Here is a 15,166-nt window from a genome sequence, read left to right as displayed (position 1 = left end):
GGTTTGAACGATGCCTGGGAGATTGCGGATGGGATCGATGGCGATGAGCGAGCGCGATTTGCGGCGGATCGAAATTTTATCAAAAGTGATCACCGGTCGGATGACCATGGTGTCAGCGACACACGTGCTTGACCTGAACACGCTCCAGGTGCGTTGGGTGCTGGAGCGGATACGAATTGGCGGCGCGGCGTCGATCCGGCGCAAGGCGATCGGCCGGCCATCGAACAATCTGATCAGCGACGGGGTTCGGGATTATGCGATGACGCTGGTTTGCGAACGTTATGCGGATTTCGGGCCGACCTTGGCGACGGAGAAGTTGACTGCGCGAGACGGTGCGCGGCCGGATGTCAGAGGCCGGACCATGGCTGTCACGCAGGCAGCGCCGGAGATTTTATCAGCCGCGGTTGTGACGCGAAGCCTATGGCGCGCTGGTGCAGATCGACGGGTTGGAGCATCGCTGGTTTGAGGATCGCGGATCATACTCAAAACAAGCCTGTCGCCTGCTCCACCGCCCGATAACCGTGTAGGCAGCAAGCGGCCGTTGCCCGAGCGAAGCGCAAGTTGCCAAAATGGAGTCGGAAACAGTTGGCAAGGGCACAGCATGCCTAGCGACAGCTTATCGATGCCTGACCTCCGAAATCAGACTGTCTGGAGATGGCCCCGCATCGGATACCATTCCACATGGAGCGCCTGGTTTCTTTCAGTGCGAGTCGGAGGAGAAAATGATTTCTGCCAATGCCGGACCTATCGAGCTGCATTTACAAGTCTCCGTGCAGTCAGGCTCCTGCAACCAGATCAAGAAACAAGACAGACAAGAAAGCCGTCCAACATCGCCGCCTCCGGATACCTCACATAGCTCCCGCAGCGCCGGGCCAGTAATGGGACGCAGAAAGCAGCCGTCGGCCGAAAACTGCCTGGCCAACCCGGATGATCGTCGCTCCCTCTTCAATCGCCCATTCAAAATCTCCCGACATCCCCATCGACAGTTCCGTCAGCGCAGGTCCTTGCGGTGCATCGCAAAGTGCACGGTCGCGGATGTCGCGTAGAACACGGAAGCAACGGCGTACCTCCGTTTCTTCCGGCGTGAAGGTTGCCAGCGTCATGAAGCCCCTTGGGCGCAATGCGTCAAATGCGGTGAGCTCCTTGAGGAAAGGGGCCACGGCATCGGGCGTCAGGCCGAACTTGCTGGCTTCGCCGGATGTATTGACCTGCACCAGCACGTCCAGACCGCGCCCCAGAAACTGCAGGCGCTTTTCAAGCGCTGTCGCCAATGACAGGCGGTCGAGCGACTGTACTTCAGAGGCGAAGCGCAGGACATCCTTGACCTTGTTGGACTGAAGATGGCCGATCATCGACCATTGCGCCGGTTCGCCGGAAAGCGCTTCGGCCTTGCTGCGCCCTTCCTGCACCTTGTTTTCACCGAGATCGCCTGCGCCGAGCCGGATGGCCTCGCGGACGCGCTCGGCCTCGATCGTTTTCGTGACCAGCACGAAGCGGACCGTTTCGGCTGGCCGGCCGGCGCGCGACGCGGCGGCGGCGATCCGCGCCGTGACGCTGGAAAGGTTGGTGGCAAGAGTGTTCGTCTTTTCGGGAGTGCAGGTCATGTGTGAGCCAGCCTGTGCGTGTTGTAGTGGCCCATTTCGTTTTCAAGATCGAGGTCCTGCAGCCATTCGGCGAACATCCTGCGGGCGGCTTCGCGCAGCGCTGGTCCGTGACGCAGGGCATCCCTGCGCATGGTGCGCGGATCGATCCCCGCATTCGCCAGTTCAGCGGCATGGCCGACGAGCCATTTTTCAAGGCCGGAACCCGCATCAACCTCGGGGTGGAACTGAAGCGCCAGGACGTTGCGATCAATCGCGAAGCCCTGCGTTGCGCAAAGAGGCGTTGTTGCCAGATTGGTCGCTTCCCTCGGGGTTTCGAAGGTATCGCCATGCCAATGCAGCATGGCGACGCCCTCAAGATGCCGCAGCGGCCCCAGCCGTCCCGCATCGGTCAGCGTCAGTTCCGAAAAGCCGATTTCCTGGTAGCCCATCGGCTCGACATTGGCGCCGAGTGTAGCAGCGATCTGTTGCGCGCCGAGGCAGATGCCGAGGATCGGCCGCCCCGTGTAAAGTCGATGGCGGATCAAGGCCCGTTCCTCGACAAGAAAGGGATAGGCCTCGGTTTCGTAAACGCCGACCGGACCGCCCAGTATGATGAGCAGATCCGGTTCCGTCGGCTTGAAGGTTGCAAGATCCACCTCACCCAGATCGCAATAACGCAGGTCGTAACCGGCTTCGAAAAGCACGCTTTCGAAACTGCCCAGATCTTCGAAATGAACGTGGCGAATGGCTGTTGCAGTCTTCGGCATCATCCTGCTCCCGGCATCAGCGAAGGGCTGCAAGATCGGCGCCGTGGTTTATATGATAGACGGTGCCTTCGATAACGAAAGCCGGCACGGACTTGACGCCCGCCCGCTCGGCTTCCGCGAGGCGAAGCTTGTTTTCTCCCAGATGAACGATCTCGACGTCGAATTTGCTTTTGTCGAGGGCGGCTGCGAAGCGCTGCTCCGCATCGACGCAGACCGGGCATCCGGCATGATAGAATATTGCTTTCTCGGCCATCGTATTTTCCTTTCGGCTTCATCGGAGCGACGGGGTTGTCGCGCCGGTATCTGCCATGCAATAAATCCTATCCGGCCTAGTGTGATGAGCCGGATTTGAGAAAATGGATATGCCGGATGGGCAAGGGCGCGACACTTGTGATCGAATGGCGGCAGAAGGAGGGGGAGCCTGTCTTTCTTGCCATAGCGCAGGCGATCATTGCGGAGATCGAACGCGGGCGGCTGAAACCCGGTGATCCCCTGCCGGGTACCCGCGCACTTTCGAAAAACCTCGGTGTGAACAGGAATACGGTGGATGCGGCCTATCATGAGCTGCTGATGCAGGGTTGGCTGGTGGCCGAGGCATCGCGGGGCACATTCGTTGCAGGAGACTTGCCGGACTTTGCACAACACCGGCCCATACAGGAGCCCGACGGTGCGAGGAAGGCCAGTGCCGCATCTGGCTTGCAGCCGGTGCTGAACCTCTCCGATGGCGCGCCTGATTCTCGCTTGGCGCCGACCGTGCCGCTGGCGCAGGCATTTCGCCGTGCACTGAATTCGCCCGTATTCAGCGCCGATCATGGTTATGGCGATCCACGCGGCAGCGCCCATCTGCGAAGTACGCTGTCTGACTACCTCAAGGACGAGCGTGGGCTTGCGGCGGATGCCGGCGATATCATGGTGACACGCGGCAGCCAGATGGCGCTTTTCCTCGCCGCCGCAACCTGTGTCGAGCCTGGCTCGGCCATCGCGGTTGAAAATCCGGGTTATCCGCTGGCCTGGGCGGCATTCCGCGCGGCAGGAGCCCGGACTGTCGGGGTGCCGGTGGATGCCGGCGGGATCGATATTGATGCGCTGGAACAGCTCGCGGCACGGGACGCAACGCTCAGAGCCATTTATGTCACGCCGCACCATCAATATCCCACCACTGCCACCCTCAGCGTCTCCCGGCGATTGCGTTTGCTCGATCTGGCGCGCCGTCACCGTCTGACGATCATCGAGGACGATTATGATCATGAATATCGCTTCGATGGGCGTCCGGTCCTGCCGCTTGCTGCCAGAGCGGAGGCGGAAACGCCTGTTATTTATATCGGGTCGCTTTCCAAGCTCATCGCACCGGGGATCCGTATCGGCTACGCGGTTGCACCGCCGATCCTGCTGCGCCGGATGGCCGATCTGCGCGAAGCGGTTGACCGGCAGGGTGACCTGCCACTGGAACATGCCCTTGGTGAGTTGATCCTCGATGGCACGCTCAAGCGTCATGCACGCAAGGCACGGCGGATCTATCATGCGCGCCGGGGTCATGCCGCCGCCCTGCTTGCCGAGCATTTTTCCGAAGTGGCGGATTTCACGCTGCCCGCCGGTGGGCTGGCCATCTGGCTGCGCATACGTCCGGGGGTGAGTGCTGAAAGCTGGGCGCTGAACGCTGGCCGGCTTGGCCTTGGCATTCTTCCCGGGCTTCGCTTCGCGCTTGATCCCGCGCATCCGCCGGAAGCTTTCAGGTTCGGCTTTGCCAGCCTCAGGGAAGCGGAGCTTGAGCGGGCGGTGAGAATATTGAAACAGGCGGGACCGTAATGGCAGGCCTGCGATCCGCGGGAATGTGCTTTGCGAAGACAGGAAACGCCGGGCTTTTGGCCCGGCGCCGTCCAACAAGGGGGCAAACCCTTCTTATATGGTCTCGATGCAGGTTCAGCGTGTTCGCCTGCTGCCGCGACGGTTTATTTTCTGGATGTCAGCGTGCTGTAGCTGGTCATCAGGTTGCGGTAGTCGGGAATGTGGTTCGCGAAAAGCGCGCCCAGCCCTTCAATATCGTTACGCCAGTCCCGATGCAGTTCGCAGGCAACGCCGAACCAGCTCATCAGCTGCACGCCGGCCGCACTCATGCGGTCCCATGCCGAATGGCGGGTGACCTCGTTGAAGGTGCCTGATGCGTCGGTGACGACAAATACGTCGAAACCGGCCTCGATGGCTGACAATGCGGGGAAGGCCACGCAGACTTCGGTCACGACGCCAGCGATCAGCAGCTGCTTCTTGCCGGTCGCCTTCACCGCCTTGACGAAGTCCTCGTTGTCCCAGGCATTGATCTGGCCGGGGCGGGCGATGTAAGGCGCGTCAGGGAACAGTTCCTTCAGTTCCGGCACCAGCGGCCCGTTCGGCCCGTCTTCGAAGCTGGTGGTGAGAACGGTCGGAAGTTTGAAATATTTTGCAAGATCGCCCAGTGCAAGAACGTTGTTCTTGAACTTGTCCGGATCGAAATCCCGTACCAGCGACAGCAGGCCGGTCTGATGGTCGACGAGAAGAACGGCAACATCGTCCTTGTTGAGACGTACATATGGCTTGGTCATTGACGTGTCCTTTCATGAGCCGAGGTTGGATCGCCGCCCGTATGATTGGTCTTGCGGTCGGCGTCTGTGGAATGAATTAAAGCTATATCAGCAACAAAATCGGGAAAAGGTTGTCATAATCGACGCTGCGTTCTATCAGTGAGACGATGGATGATTTGAATGATCTTTATTATTTCGTGCAGGTGGTGGACCACGGCGGTTTTGCCGCGGCCGGCCGCGCCATCGGCCTGCAGAAATCCAAGCTCAGCCGCCGTATCATGCTGCTGGAGGCACGGCTGGGCGTTCGCCTGATCCAGCGTTCCTCACGCCGTTTCTCCGTTACCGATATCGGGCAGGAATATTATCGTCGCTGCCTGGCTGTTCTGGTCGAGGCGGAGGCCGCGAATGCGTTGATTGCGCAGCATCACGACGAACCCCGGGGCCTTTTGCGGGTAAGCTGCCCCACTGCGCTGATCTCATTCCAGTTTGGCGCCCTGTTCGCCAAATTTCTCACCGCCTATCCCAAGGTTGACCTGCATCTGGAGAGCACCAATCGCCGGGTGGATGTGATCGGTGAACGGTTCGACGTTTCCATTCGCGTGCGTTTTCCGCCGCTGGAACAGGCCGATCTGATGATGCGGAAACTGGACGACAGTTCGCAATATCTCGTCGCGCGACCGGGGCTCCTTAAAACACCCGTCACGACGCCCGCCGATCTGGCCGGGTTGCCGAGCCTTGCATGGACATCCGCTTCGCAAAATTACGAATGGCGGCTGGAAAGCGAGAATGGTGAACGGGTGGTCATCCCGCATCGCCCCCGTCTCCTCACGGATGACATGGCCGCCCTGCGCGATGCGGCGCTTGACGGTGCCGGGATCGTGCAGTTGCCGACGATGATGATCTGGCAGGACCTTTCCGCCGGCACATTGGTTCCTGTCCTGTCAGGATGGCGCCCTGCATCGGGCATCGTGCACGCCGTTTTTCCTTCACGGCGCGGTCTGCTGCCATCGGTGCGCACGCTGATCGATTTTCTGGCGCGGGAATGTGCCGCGCAACGACAGGCAATCGATGAGAGTCTTTTCCTGCGGAAAACGGGCGCGATGTAACAGAGGCCGCGTGGGCAGGTTCCGGCTGATGCGCCGCAGCGGTCATTTATTGGTAACGGCCGCTGTTTTCTCCTCGGCCGAAATCATCGCATATTCATCCGCCAGAAAATCCAGCAGCGCACGCACGGATGGCAGCAGGCCGCGGCGGGACGGGAAGGCGGCATGGATAATGCCGCTTCGTGGCGCCCAGTCCGGCAGGAGGTCGATCAGCCGCCCCGCCGCCACATCCTCCCTGACGACCATGGTGGGAAACTGGCAGACGCCAATGCCCTGGAGCGTTGCAAGCCGCAGGGCCACCATGTCATCGGTGATCAGCAGCGGCTGATAGGGAATGGCCGCCGAGGCTCCGTTGGGACCAAGCAGGTTCCACTCGAAACTGCTGTGGGATGAACCCCAGGCGAGGCCGGGCATATTGACGAGATCGGCCGGAACAGTGATGCCTGATTTGACGATTTTCGGACTTGCGACCAGCCGCTGCTCACTTTCCGCCAGCTTGCGGATGACGAGATCGCTGTCTTCGAGCGGTGGAAACCGCACCCGGATGGCAAGGTCGAAACCTTCGCGAATGACGTCCACCCGGCGGTTGGTGCTTTCCAGATGGACTTTCACCTTGGGATATCTGGCCATGAAGCGGGCGATCATTTCTCCAACCTGAAAATAGATCACCGATGCGGGGCAGCTGACCCGCACCGTGCCCTGCGGTTCTGCCCGCATGCGATCGATCACTTCCAGCGCGGCGTCGGCCTCCACCACCATCGCCAGACAATGGCGGTAGAACTCCTGGCCGATCTCGGTAATGGCAAACTGCCGGGTCGTGCGCTGCACCAGCCTCACGCCAAGATCCTCCTCCAGCAGGCCGATGCGGCGGCTCAGCCGTGAGCGGGGTACGTCCAGTTTCCTGGCGGCGGCCGAAAACCCGCCTTGTTCCACAACGTCGACGAAGAGGCGCAGATCGTTCAGATCGGTCATGATGGTGGCCTTTCATTGTCCTGTTTTCAGGACGGTATATCCTGATCTTCGATCTACCGGCCAGTTTGTTCCAGAACTATTTTGCTCTCACACGATCACCAGTGACCCTTCGCAAGAAAGAAGGGCATCCAGGAGACTATGATGAGACAGGTTCTTGGTATTTACAGCAGCACATCGCCGCATTGGGTGGGGGACGGATTTCCGGTTCGTTCCATGCTTTCGTACATGACCCAGGGCGAACATATCAGCCCCTTCCTGCATCTTGACTATGCCGGGCCGGAACGGTTTGCGCCGGGCAAGACGCCACGGGGCGTCGGCGCTCACCCGCATCGCGGGTTCGAAACGGTGACCATCGTCTATCAGGGCGAGGTGGAGCATCGCGACTCGACCGGCAGTGGCGGTCTGATCGGTCCGGGCGATGTTCAATGGATGACGGCCGCTGCCGGCATCCTGCATGAGGAACGCCATTCGCAGGCCTTTACGAAACAGGGCGGTACGCTGGAAATGGTGCAGCTCTGGGTGAACCTGCCGGCCAGGGACAAGTCCGCGCCGCCCGCCTATCAGACCGTGCTCGACGGCGATATTCCCGCCGTGGCGCTGCCGGACAATGCCGGAACCGTGCGTGTCATCGCCGGCGACTATGCCGGGCACAAGGGGCCGGCGCGCACCTTCACGCCGATCAATGTGTGGGATTTGCGCCTGACGCAGGGAGGGCGCACGATATTCGATCTGCCGGAAGGGCATAGCGCCGGTCTTGCCGTTCTCCGCGGAACCATCACGGTCAACGGGACGCGATCGGCACGGGACGTCCAGTTCGTCATGCTTGATCGCGAGGGAGGCAGTTTCGAGATCACCGCCGACAGCGACGCAACGGTGCTTCTGCTGAGCGGTGCGCCGCTTGGCGAGCCGGTTGCCATGCAGGGGCCGTTCGTCATGAACACGCCTGAAGAATTGCAGGAAGCCTTCATGGATTTCCGAGCCGGAAAATTCGGCGGCATTCCTGCCTGAGCCATTCCCGTGGCTTTGCAAGGAGCCACGGGCCTCACCGGGCGGAAGTGATTTCGGCCCACAAGTCCATGCCTACCAACCAAGGAGACTTACAATGAGTACACCTGCCAATTTTAACGGCCAGCGGCCTGTCATCGATCCCGATGATGCGGTGATGCTTTTGATCGACCACCAGAGTGGTCTGTTCCAGACGGTGGCGGACATGCCGATGCCTGTTCTGCGCAACCACGCCACAGCGCTTGCCAGAATGGCAACGCTGACAAAGATGCCCGTTATCACCACGGCATCGGTACCGCAGGGGCCCAATGGTCCGCTGATCCCGGAAATCCATGAAAATGCACCGCATGCGCAATATGTGGCGCGTCGTGGCGAGATCAATGCCTGGGACAATCCGGAGTTCGTCGCCGCCGTCAAGGCGACTGGCCGCAAGACGCTGATCATTGCCGGCACCATTACCAGCGTATGCATGGCCTTCCCGGCGATTGCAGCGGTTCAGGATGGCTACCGGGTGTTTGCGGTTGTTGATGCTTCCGGCACCTATTCCAAGATGGCGCAGGAAATCACCCTCGCACGGGTGGTTCAGGCCGGCGTGGTGCCGATGGACACGGCTGCGGTTGCCTCGGAACTGCAGAAGACATGGCATCGCGACGATGCCCAGGAATGGGCGGCAGTCTACACCAAGATCTTCCCTCCCTACCAGCTTCTGATCGAAAGCTACATGAAGGCGCAGGCGGTCGAGAAGAACCACGAACAGCTCGATTCACAGCGCGGCTGATCGCAAGAGGCAAAAGGGCGGCGCAGCTTGCGCCGCCCCTGTGGTTTATTTTCAGGAGGTTTCGGGACCATGAGGCAAGCTTTAGGTAAAACGGCTTTTCTGGCGGCGGGCTGGTTTCTTTTGGCCGGTACGGCCCTTGCCGGAAGCCCGGATTTGATCCTCTATAACGGTGCCATCGTAACGATGGATGACAGCAGACCGCGCGCCAGCGCACTGGCGATTGCTGGTGACCGCATTTCCGCCATTGGTGATGACGAGACGGTCAGGGCGTTGAAAACGGACGCCACGCGACTGGTGGATCTTGAAGGAAGAACCGTCATTCCGGGTCTGGTGGATACCCACATCCATGCCATTCGGGGTGGCCAGACCTACAAGTTCGAGACCTACTGGTATGACATGTCTTCGCTTGCAGAAGCGCTGGACCGTCTTGCGCAGGCGGCAAGAGCACGGCCAAGAGACGCATGGGTTGCCGTTGGCGGCTCATGGATTCCCGAGCAGTTCGATGAAAAGCGGCCGCCCGCCGTCGAGGAACTGGATCGTGCGGTGCCCGATCATCCCGCATATGTGCAATATCTCTACGACTATGCCCTGCTGAACACCAAAGGTATGGAAAGACTGAAGCTCGACAGTCCCGAACCCGCCGTTCCCCCTGGTATCAGGATCGAACGTGATGAAAAAGGCGTCGCCACCGGCAAGCTCTACGGCCATATCGGTGCGTTCAACGCCCTGTTCGCCGCAATCGACCGGACCGGCGAAGAGGCGAAGACAGCCAGTCTGGTGGCCTTTTTCGAGCGGCTGAACCAGGTGGGCGTGACCGGCCTCGTTGACCCATCCGCCGGTCCGGCGGAGGCCTATGAACCGGTCTTCGCGTTGCAGCGGCAAGGCAAACTGACGCTGCGCGTGGGTTATCGCATACCCGCGCTGCAACCGGGCAATGAAGCCGCCTGGTTCACCGATGTCATGGCCTTCCGGCCCGCGGTGCAACCGGAGGGAATGGTCAATTTCCTTGGCATGGGTGAAAATCTGGTGTTCGGCATGAATGACGGTGTGCTTATGGGGTCCGGGTTCAATCCGCCTCAAGCCTCCCGTCTTGAACTCGCGCGGGTCGCCACTTTTGCGGCAAAACGGAAAATTCCGCTGGAGATCCATGCCTATACCGACGATGCGGCGAGCGCGATCCTGGACGTGTTCGAAGTGGTCGATCAGACCTATCCGCTCAAAGGCCTTCGCTGGGCAATGGCGCATCTGAATACCGGTTCCCTGCGGACGCTCGATCGGATGAAGCGGCTCGATATTGCGTTCAGCGTGCAGATGGGTCCCTATTTCGAAGGCCCGTCCATTCTGCGGGCGAATTCGCGCAAGATCGTCGAGATGTCGCCGCCGACGCGGCAGGCGCTGGACCGGGGCATAATGGTTGCGGGCGGGACGGATTCGACCCGGATCGGTGTTTTCGGTGTTTGGCAGGCCATAGAATATCACGTGACGGGACGTTCGCTCGGCAATGCCATCCGGAAGCCGGAGGATCAGCTGCTGACCCGCGAGGAAGCATTGCGGCTTTATACCAAAAACGCCGCGTGGATCAGTTTTGCCGAAGAAAGCCGCGGCACGCTGACAGAAGGCAAGCTCGCCGATCTGGCGGTCCTCGATAGATCCTATCTCACCATTCCCGCCGAAGAGATCGACCGAATCCGTTCGGTTCTCACCATCGTCAATGGCAATGTCGTGCACGACCAGATGGCCGTGTCCGGGGTGTCGCGTTAAGGGCGGATAAACGCTGTCACGCTCAACTAGGACCGAAGCGCCTGATCCGTGACGCCCCTCTCAAGGGCGCATTCCTGTGCGAGAAAGTCGAGCAGCGCGCGAACCGATGGCAGCAGCCCACGCCGCGAGGCGAATACGGCGTGTACGATGGCGGATCGTGGTCGCCAGTTCGGCAGCAGGTGGATCAGACGTCCGGCCTTGACGTCCTGCCAGACGAGGGATGTCGGAAGTTGAACGACGCCCAGCCCATCCATCGCCGCCAGATGCAGGGTCGTCAGGTCGTCGGTGACGATACGGGGATTGTGGGACACTCTGACGGTTTGCCCTTCATGGTTTTCCAGTTCCCATTGGTAGGCCGGCCGCGACTGGCCCTGTTCGAGGCTCGGAAGGCTGTGAAGATCGGCGGGTGTGTTGACTTCGCCGGAGATGAGGCGAGGGCTGGCGACGAGGCACTGGTGGCTGTCATCGAGCTTGCGCATGACGAGACCGGTATCGTTGAGCGGCGGAAAGCTTGCGCGGATTGCCAGATCGAAACCCTCGGCGATAACGTCGACCGGCCGGTTGAAGCTCTTGAGATGCACCTCGACGGCGGGATGCGCCCGGGCAAAACGGGCGACTATCGCCCCGAACTGGAATTGCAGCAGGCCAACCGGACAAGCCATGCGGACGACGCCGCGCGGCTCGGCATGAAATTCGGCAACGGCCTGTTCGGCGGCATCGGCCTGGGTGAGCATGGCGACGCAATGGCGGTAATATTCCTGGCCGACTTCAGTGACCGAGAAGCGGCGTGACGAGCGGTTGAGCAAGCGGACGCCCAGCCGATCCTCGAGAACGCAGAGCCGTCTGCTCAATTTGGACTTCTGCAATCCAACCGCGCGTGCGGCCGGCGCAAAGCCTCCGTGGTCGACGATCTGAACGAAGTAATAAAGGTCATTCAAATTTCGCATCGTTTCCCAGTTAGAACGATGCGTCCGAAAAAGCAACCTATCGAGCTGAAATTGGAACACTCATACTCTTTCAATGGCTGCTCCCAAAAGCCTCCGGCCTTGCTGTCCGGTATTCGTATGAGCCTGAATTAAAAAGGCTTTTTATCGAAAATGCCACCAGTCGGTGGCGTGCCCTCCAAATGAAAAGGAAGATCCGCGAATAAAACAGCCAATTTTGAAGGTCTGCGTCCTGTTATCGATCCCGATGACGCGGTGACGTATCGAGTGGCTACCAGACATGCACACGACAAGTTGTTCAGGTCGTTACTGTCGCTCTCCCAATCGTCAATTTCAGAGGTGCGCGGCGATGATAGATTTGCCGAAAGCACCGAAGCAAGATTCACCAGGAACCTCCCATGACTGCAAAGATAAACGATGCGATAATCCTTCTGGCGCGCCTTTCCATCAGCGCCCTCTTCCTGCAGGCCGGTGTCGGCAAGCTTTTCGAAATTTCCGGTTTTGCCGGGTCTCTGGCTGCAAAGGGCGTGCCTTTTGCCGGCCTTGTCGTATACCTCGTGATCTTGGTGGAAATCCTCGGCGCCGCTGCCTTGATATTCGGAGTAAGGGCCAGAGAGACAAGTGTGATACTGCTGGCTTTCACCTGTGTCGCGACCTTGCTCAGCCATGCGTTCTGGTCGTTTCCGGAAGAGGCGCGTTCTGCCCAGCAGGGGCAGTTCTTCAAGAACCTGGCCATCGTCGGGGGCCTGTTCTTGTATTTTGTCACCGGACCCGGCAGGTACCGCCTGGGGCAGGATGCGAAGTAACGCAGGCCGCTGCGGCACAAGGGCAATCCGGTGGTGTCGATACGTTACCGGATTTTCCTGCCGCTGCCGTGAAACGAGGCGCGATAGTCGCGCGGTGTCATGCCGCGCAGACGCAGGAACTGGCGATTGAAATTAGCCAGCGAGGCATAACCGACATCGGCAGCGATATGCCGGATCGGCTGGGTGGTGCCTGAAAGCCGGGCGCAGGCTTCGCCGACCCGGAGGCCGATCAGATAATCGGACATGCTGACCTGCGTATGTTTCCTGAACATGCGGTGCAGGCCGGATTCGCTGAGAGCGGCTATTGCGGCAATCTGCTCCATGCGGAGCGGCTCATGGTAGTGGCGGTGCAGATGGATCAGGACACGGTCAATCCGCGAGCGATCCCCTTCCACCTGCTGCGGCACGACGGTTGACAGGGGCGCGCCATTGTCCTCTGCCGCCAGCCGCGCCAGAATATCCAGAAGTCCGGTCAGCTGCCCGACTGGCGGACGGGAAAATATCGCTTCAAAATCATCCGCCAGAGCCCGGCCAAGCGCGGGATCGAACGCCAGTCCAGTTGCGGCGTTCTGGATGAGACGCCTGACGGGCGCCAGTTCCACCGATCCGCCGGCCAGTCCTTCGATCCATTCTTTCCTGAACCAGAAGACGAGGGCGACATGGGGTTCAGCCGGATCGAGTTTGTCACGCGACGCCCAGGTGTGCGGCAGGTTCGGGCCGATGAGCACGAGGTCGCCGTGATCGTAATCGGCAACATGATTACCCACGAACCGCTGCCCGCGGGAATTCAGCGTCAATGTCAGCTCGAACTCGGGATGGTGGTGCCATTCGAACGGAATGGCGTCGTCAAGCCGCCGGTTGAGCCTGCTCCAGGATGACTCTGGCGATGTCGGCAGATGTTCGAGATGTGGTCTCATTCCGCGCCTTTTGGGATTTATACGCTGGAATAGTATCAATATTGTCCATCTGCGGACAACACGTCCGCCCGGAAAGCCGTAGCTTTCCTTTCATCGCCTGATGGTCAGGGAGATGATGATGGGAGAACGACATGCAATCCACCGCAGCAATCAAACGCGACAGCCATCCGACGACGGCCGCCACGACCCAGCTCAAGGATATCAACAAGACCTTGCCGCTGCGCGTCCTGTCGGAAGCGGACTGGCAGCACTGGACGACGAGGGGATATATCATTGTCCGTCAGGCGGTGCCTGCGGCGAATGTGGAACGCCTTGTCGATCTGCTCTGGAAATTCGATGAGAAGGATCCCGCCGACGCTTCGACCTGGTATGCGCCGCAAAGGCGCGAACACAAGATGAAGGAATTGAACAATACCGGCATGCTGGAGATCTATAATCACCAGTATCTCTGGGACAATCGCGTGGAGCAGCGGGTCTACGACGTCTTCGTCGACATATGGGACCGGGAGGATCTGTGGGTCACCATCGATCGCGCCAATCTCAATCCGCCGAAAAAGGTGAAGGGCAATCCCAACGGCTTCATCCACTGGGATGTGGATACGTCCATCCGCCCGCTGCCGATCGGCGTACAGGGCGTGCTGAGCCTGCAGAAGCAGGACGGCGATGTCGGCGGTTTTCAGTGCGTGCCCTATCTTTTTGAGCATTTTGACGAGTGGGTGAAGACGCAGCCGGAAGATCGTGATCCGATGCATCCGGATATGGCTGGCCTCTCCGTCGTCAATATCGATATGGAACCGGGTGACCTGATGATTTTCAACTCGCTGCTTGCCCATGGCGTGCGTCCCAATCATTCCGATGGCCGCGTGCGCATGGCGCAATACATCTCCATGCACCCGGCAGAATTCGACAATGAGGCAGAACGGCAGGAGCGGATCCGGCTCTGGAAGGAGCTCGATCATCCGCAGCGCGACGCCTTTCCCGGTGATCCGCGTGAATGGGAGAAACGCCATGCCGAAACCGCCAGGCTCAACCCGCTCGGTGAAAAGCTGCTTGGCTTGACCCGCTGGTGAACTGCATCGAACACATAGAGAAAATGACCGCTCCAGGGGGCGGTCATTTATCTCGTCGATGATCCGCAATAACGCCGATCCGGACGAATTGCCATGCGGGTGGTGGCCTTAAGACTGGCTTAAGGTGGGGACCGGCTATGTGTCGCCGAATAGGAGACACAGCCCAGAATGCACGATATCCCGATTTTCACCACCCGCAGAAACCTTCTTGCCCTTGGGCTTGCGGGCCTGCTGGCGGGTTGCGCCACGTCCGGTCAGCCACCAAAGCCGGCGACGCTGTCGAGGAACGACGACCCCTTGCCCGAGACGCCTGCGCCGGCCACGCCGGCAATGTATGCGGCGCTTCCCGATGAGACATTCCCGATCCCGGCGGTGAACATCAAGCAGGTGGACCCCCGCTACTGGCGGCAGGTCGTCGATTATCCGACCGACGAAAAGCCCGGCACACTGATCGTCGATACGCCGAACAAGTTTCTCTATCACATTCTGCCGGGTGGCAAGGCGACCCGTTACGGGATTGGCGTCGGCCGGGACGGCTTCTCCTGGGCCGGCCGGGCGATTGTCGCCTACAAGCGGGCATGGCCGAAATGGACCCCGCCGGACGAGATGGTGGCGCGGCAGCCCAGCCTCCAGCCCTACAGCATCGCCAATGGCGGAATGCCACCCGGCCTCAAGAACCCGCTCGGCGCGCGGGCGCTCTACATTCATCAGGGCGGCAGGGACACGCTTTACCGCCTGCACGGAACACCGGAGGCCTTTTCTATCGGCAAGGCGGTTTCCTCCGGCTGCATCCGGCTGCTGAACCAGGATGTCATCGACCTCTTCAACAATGTGAGGGACGGCAGCACCATCGTGGTTATTCCCGACCCCTCGAAACGCCAGCAACTTGCCGCCTGACGACCGAT

At 60.2% G+C, this 15,166-nt stretch carries 15 protein-coding genes and 1 pseudogene; 9 read left to right on the top strand and 7 right to left on the bottom strand.

What is annotated here, in order from left to right; all coding sequences use genetic code 11:
• Window positions 1-28 precede the first annotated feature (28 nt).
• Window positions 29-476: pseudogene (locus JZX88_RS10415) on the top strand (ISNCY family transposase); the annotation flags it as partial.
• Window positions 477-848: 372 nt separating this feature from the next.
• Here JZX88_RS10415 and JZX88_RS10410 read toward each other — a convergent pair.
• From JZX88_RS10410 to JZX88_RS10400, 3 genes are read right to left on the bottom strand one after another with little or no spacing between them, the layout of a single operon-like run.
• The gene (locus tag JZX88_RS10410) at window positions 849-1,604 is read right to left on the bottom strand and encodes a YggS family pyridoxal phosphate-dependent enzyme (RefSeq protein ID WP_206913484.1); all 756 of its coding nucleotides are present in this window, start codon (window positions 1,602-1,604) and stop codon (window positions 849-851) included.
• A complete protein-coding gene (locus JZX88_RS10405; protein ID WP_110756498.1) occupies window positions 1,601-2,350 on the bottom strand; it encodes a glutamine amidotransferase in 750 nt (249 codons plus the stop codon). Before JZX88_RS10405 ends, JZX88_RS10410 begins: the two co-directional genes overlap by 4 nt.
• Before the next feature lie 16 nt (window positions 2,351-2,366).
• Window positions 2,367-2,603 (bottom strand): thioredoxin family protein, encoded by a 237-nt coding sequence (locus tag JZX88_RS10400; protein WP_142857474.1) that lies wholly within the window; start codon window positions 2,601-2,603, stop codon window positions 2,367-2,369.
• A gap of 116 nt (window positions 2,604-2,719) precedes the next feature.
• Here JZX88_RS10400 and JZX88_RS10395 point away from each other — a divergent pair, with 116 nt between their 5' ends.
• Window positions 2,720-4,156 (top strand): PLP-dependent aminotransferase family protein, encoded by a 1,437-nt coding sequence (locus JZX88_RS10395; RefSeq protein WP_206913483.1) that lies wholly within the window; start codon window positions 2,720-2,722, stop codon window positions 4,154-4,156.
• Between the two features lie 143 nt (window positions 4,157-4,299).
• Here the strand turns inward: JZX88_RS10395 and ycaC are convergent, their stop codons facing one another.
• A complete protein-coding gene (ycaC, locus tag JZX88_RS10390; protein WP_174030414.1) occupies window positions 4,300-4,926 on the bottom strand; it encodes an isochorismate family cysteine hydrolase YcaC in 627 nt (208 codons plus the stop codon).
• A gap of 146 nt (window positions 4,927-5,072) precedes the next feature.
• Between ycaC and JZX88_RS10385 the strand changes: the two genes are divergently transcribed.
• The gene (locus JZX88_RS10385) at window positions 5,073-6,011 is read left to right on the top strand and encodes a LysR substrate-binding domain-containing protein (RefSeq protein ID WP_206913482.1); all 939 of its coding nucleotides are present in this window, start codon (window positions 5,073-5,075) and stop codon (window positions 6,009-6,011) included.
• A gap of 42 nt (window positions 6,012-6,053) precedes the next feature.
• Here the strand turns inward: JZX88_RS10385 and JZX88_RS10380 are convergent, their stop codons facing one another.
• Window positions 6,054-6,980 (bottom strand): LysR family transcriptional regulator, encoded by a 927-nt coding sequence (locus tag JZX88_RS10380; RefSeq protein WP_206913480.1) that lies wholly within the window; start codon window positions 6,978-6,980, stop codon window positions 6,054-6,056.
• A 141-nt stretch (window positions 6,981-7,121) separates the two neighbouring features.
• Here JZX88_RS10380 and JZX88_RS10375 point away from each other — a divergent pair, with 141 nt between their 5' ends.
• The 3 genes from JZX88_RS10375 (at window position 7,122) to JZX88_RS10365 (ending at window position 10,524) form a co-directional block, all read left to right on the top strand.
• A complete protein-coding gene (locus tag JZX88_RS10375) occupies window positions 7,122-7,988 on the top strand; it encodes a pirin family protein (RefSeq protein ID WP_142857465.1) in 867 nt (288 codons plus the stop codon).
• 94 nt (window positions 7,989-8,082) lie between these two features.
• Window positions 8,083-8,763 (top strand): hydrolase, encoded by a 681-nt coding sequence (locus tag JZX88_RS10370; RefSeq protein ID WP_006311664.1) that lies wholly within the window; start codon window positions 8,083-8,085, stop codon window positions 8,761-8,763.
• A gap of 69 nt (window positions 8,764-8,832) precedes the next feature.
• The gene (locus JZX88_RS10365) at window positions 8,833-10,524 is read left to right on the top strand and encodes an amidohydrolase (RefSeq protein ID WP_206913479.1); all 1,692 of its coding nucleotides are present in this window, start codon (window positions 8,833-8,835) and stop codon (window positions 10,522-10,524) included.
• Between the two features lie 26 nt (window positions 10,525-10,550).
• Here the strand turns inward: JZX88_RS10365 and JZX88_RS10360 are convergent, their stop codons facing one another.
• Entirely contained in the window at window positions 10,551-11,471 is a 921-nt protein-coding gene (locus tag JZX88_RS10360) for a LysR substrate-binding domain-containing protein (RefSeq protein WP_206913478.1), read from the bottom strand.
• Window positions 11,472-11,866: 395 nt separating this feature from the next.
• On the opposite strand from JZX88_RS10360, the gene JZX88_RS10355 reads away from it, so the two are divergent.
• Window positions 11,867-12,274, top strand: a complete 408-nt coding sequence (locus tag JZX88_RS10355; protein WP_206913477.1) for a DoxX family protein — start codon at window positions 11,867-11,869, stop codon at window positions 12,272-12,274.
• A gap of 44 nt (window positions 12,275-12,318) precedes the next feature.
• On the opposite strand, the gene JZX88_RS10350 is transcribed toward JZX88_RS10355, so the two are convergent.
• A complete protein-coding gene (locus tag JZX88_RS10350) occupies window positions 12,319-13,191 on the bottom strand; it encodes an AraC family transcriptional regulator (RefSeq protein WP_206913476.1) in 873 nt (290 codons plus the stop codon).
• 131 nt (window positions 13,192-13,322) lie between these two features.
• On the opposite strand from JZX88_RS10350, the gene JZX88_RS10345 reads away from it, so the two are divergent.
• Both JZX88_RS10345 and JZX88_RS10340 read left to right on the top strand, forming a co-directional pair.
• Window positions 13,323-14,261 carry a phytanoyl-CoA dioxygenase family protein gene (locus JZX88_RS10345; RefSeq protein WP_206913475.1) on the top strand — a complete coding sequence of 313 codons (939 nt, stop codon included), beginning with the start codon at window positions 13,323-13,325 and terminating at the stop codon, window positions 14,259-14,261.
• Window positions 14,262-14,429: 168 nt separating this feature from the next.
• On the top strand, window positions 14,430-15,158 hold the full coding sequence (locus tag JZX88_RS10340; protein WP_206913474.1) for a L,D-transpeptidase: 729 nt from the start codon (window positions 14,430-14,432) through the stop codon (window positions 15,156-15,158).
• Window positions 15,159-15,166: the final 8 nt, after the last annotated feature.

Source organism: Agrobacterium sp. OT33 (assembly GCF_017313365.1).
GTDB classification, from domain to species: domain Bacteria; phylum Pseudomonadota; class Alphaproteobacteria; order Rhizobiales; family Rhizobiaceae; genus Agrobacterium; species Agrobacterium rhizogenes_A.
The sequence above is the reverse complement of the archived record's forward strand: the minus strand, read 5'-3'. Positions and strand labels throughout refer to the sequence as shown.

Bases quoted from the DNA above. Each gene is read 5' to 3' on its own strand.
- JZX88_RS10370 (WP_006311664.1), top strand. From the start codon at position 8,083: ATGAGTACACCTGCCAATTTTAACGGCCAGCGGCCTGTCATCGATCCC.
- JZX88_RS10405 (WP_110756498.1), bottom strand. From the start codon at position 2,350: ATGCCGAAGACTGCAACAGCCATTCGCCACGTTCATTTCGAAGATCTG.
- JZX88_RS10400 (WP_142857474.1), bottom strand. From the start codon at position 2,603: ATGGCCGAGAAAGCAATATTCTATCATGCCGGATGCCCGGTCTGCGTC.
- JZX88_RS10385 (WP_206913482.1), top strand. From the start codon at position 5,073: ATGGATGATTTGAATGATCTTTATTATTTCGTGCAGGTGGTGGACCAC.
- JZX88_RS10360 (WP_206913478.1), bottom strand. From the start codon at position 11,471: ATGCGAAATTTGAATGACCTTTATTACTTCGTTCAGATCGTCGACCAC.
- JZX88_RS10375 (WP_142857465.1), top strand. From the start codon at position 7,122: ATGAGACAGGTTCTTGGTATTTACAGCAGCACATCGCCGCATTGGGTG.
- JZX88_RS10410 (WP_206913484.1), bottom strand. From the start codon at position 1,604: ATGACCTGCACTCCCGAAAAGACGAACACTCTTGCCACCAACCTTTCC.
- JZX88_RS10395 (WP_206913483.1), top strand. From the start codon at position 2,720: ATGGGCAAGGGCGCGACACTTGTGATCGAATGGCGGCAGAAGGAGGGG.
- ycaC (WP_174030414.1), bottom strand. From the start codon at position 4,926: ATGACCAAGCCATATGTACGTCTCAACAAGGACGATGTTGCCGTTCTT.
- JZX88_RS10350 (WP_206913476.1), bottom strand. From the start codon at position 13,191: ATGAGACCACATCTCGAACATCTGCCGACATCGCCAGAGTCATCCTGG.
- JZX88_RS10365 (WP_206913479.1), top strand. From the start codon at position 8,833: ATGAGGCAAGCTTTAGGTAAAACGGCTTTTCTGGCGGCGGGCTGGTTT.
- JZX88_RS10355 (WP_206913477.1), top strand. From the start codon at position 11,867: ATGACTGCAAAGATAAACGATGCGATAATCCTTCTGGCGCGCCTTTCC.
- JZX88_RS10345 (WP_206913475.1), top strand. From the start codon at position 13,323: ATGCAATCCACCGCAGCAATCAAACGCGACAGCCATCCGACGACGGCC.
- JZX88_RS10380 (WP_206913480.1), bottom strand. From the start codon at position 6,980: ATGACCGATCTGAACGATCTGCGCCTCTTCGTCGACGTTGTGGAACAA.
- JZX88_RS10340 (WP_206913474.1), top strand. From the start codon at position 14,430: ATGCACGATATCCCGATTTTCACCACCCGCAGAAACCTTCTTGCCCTT.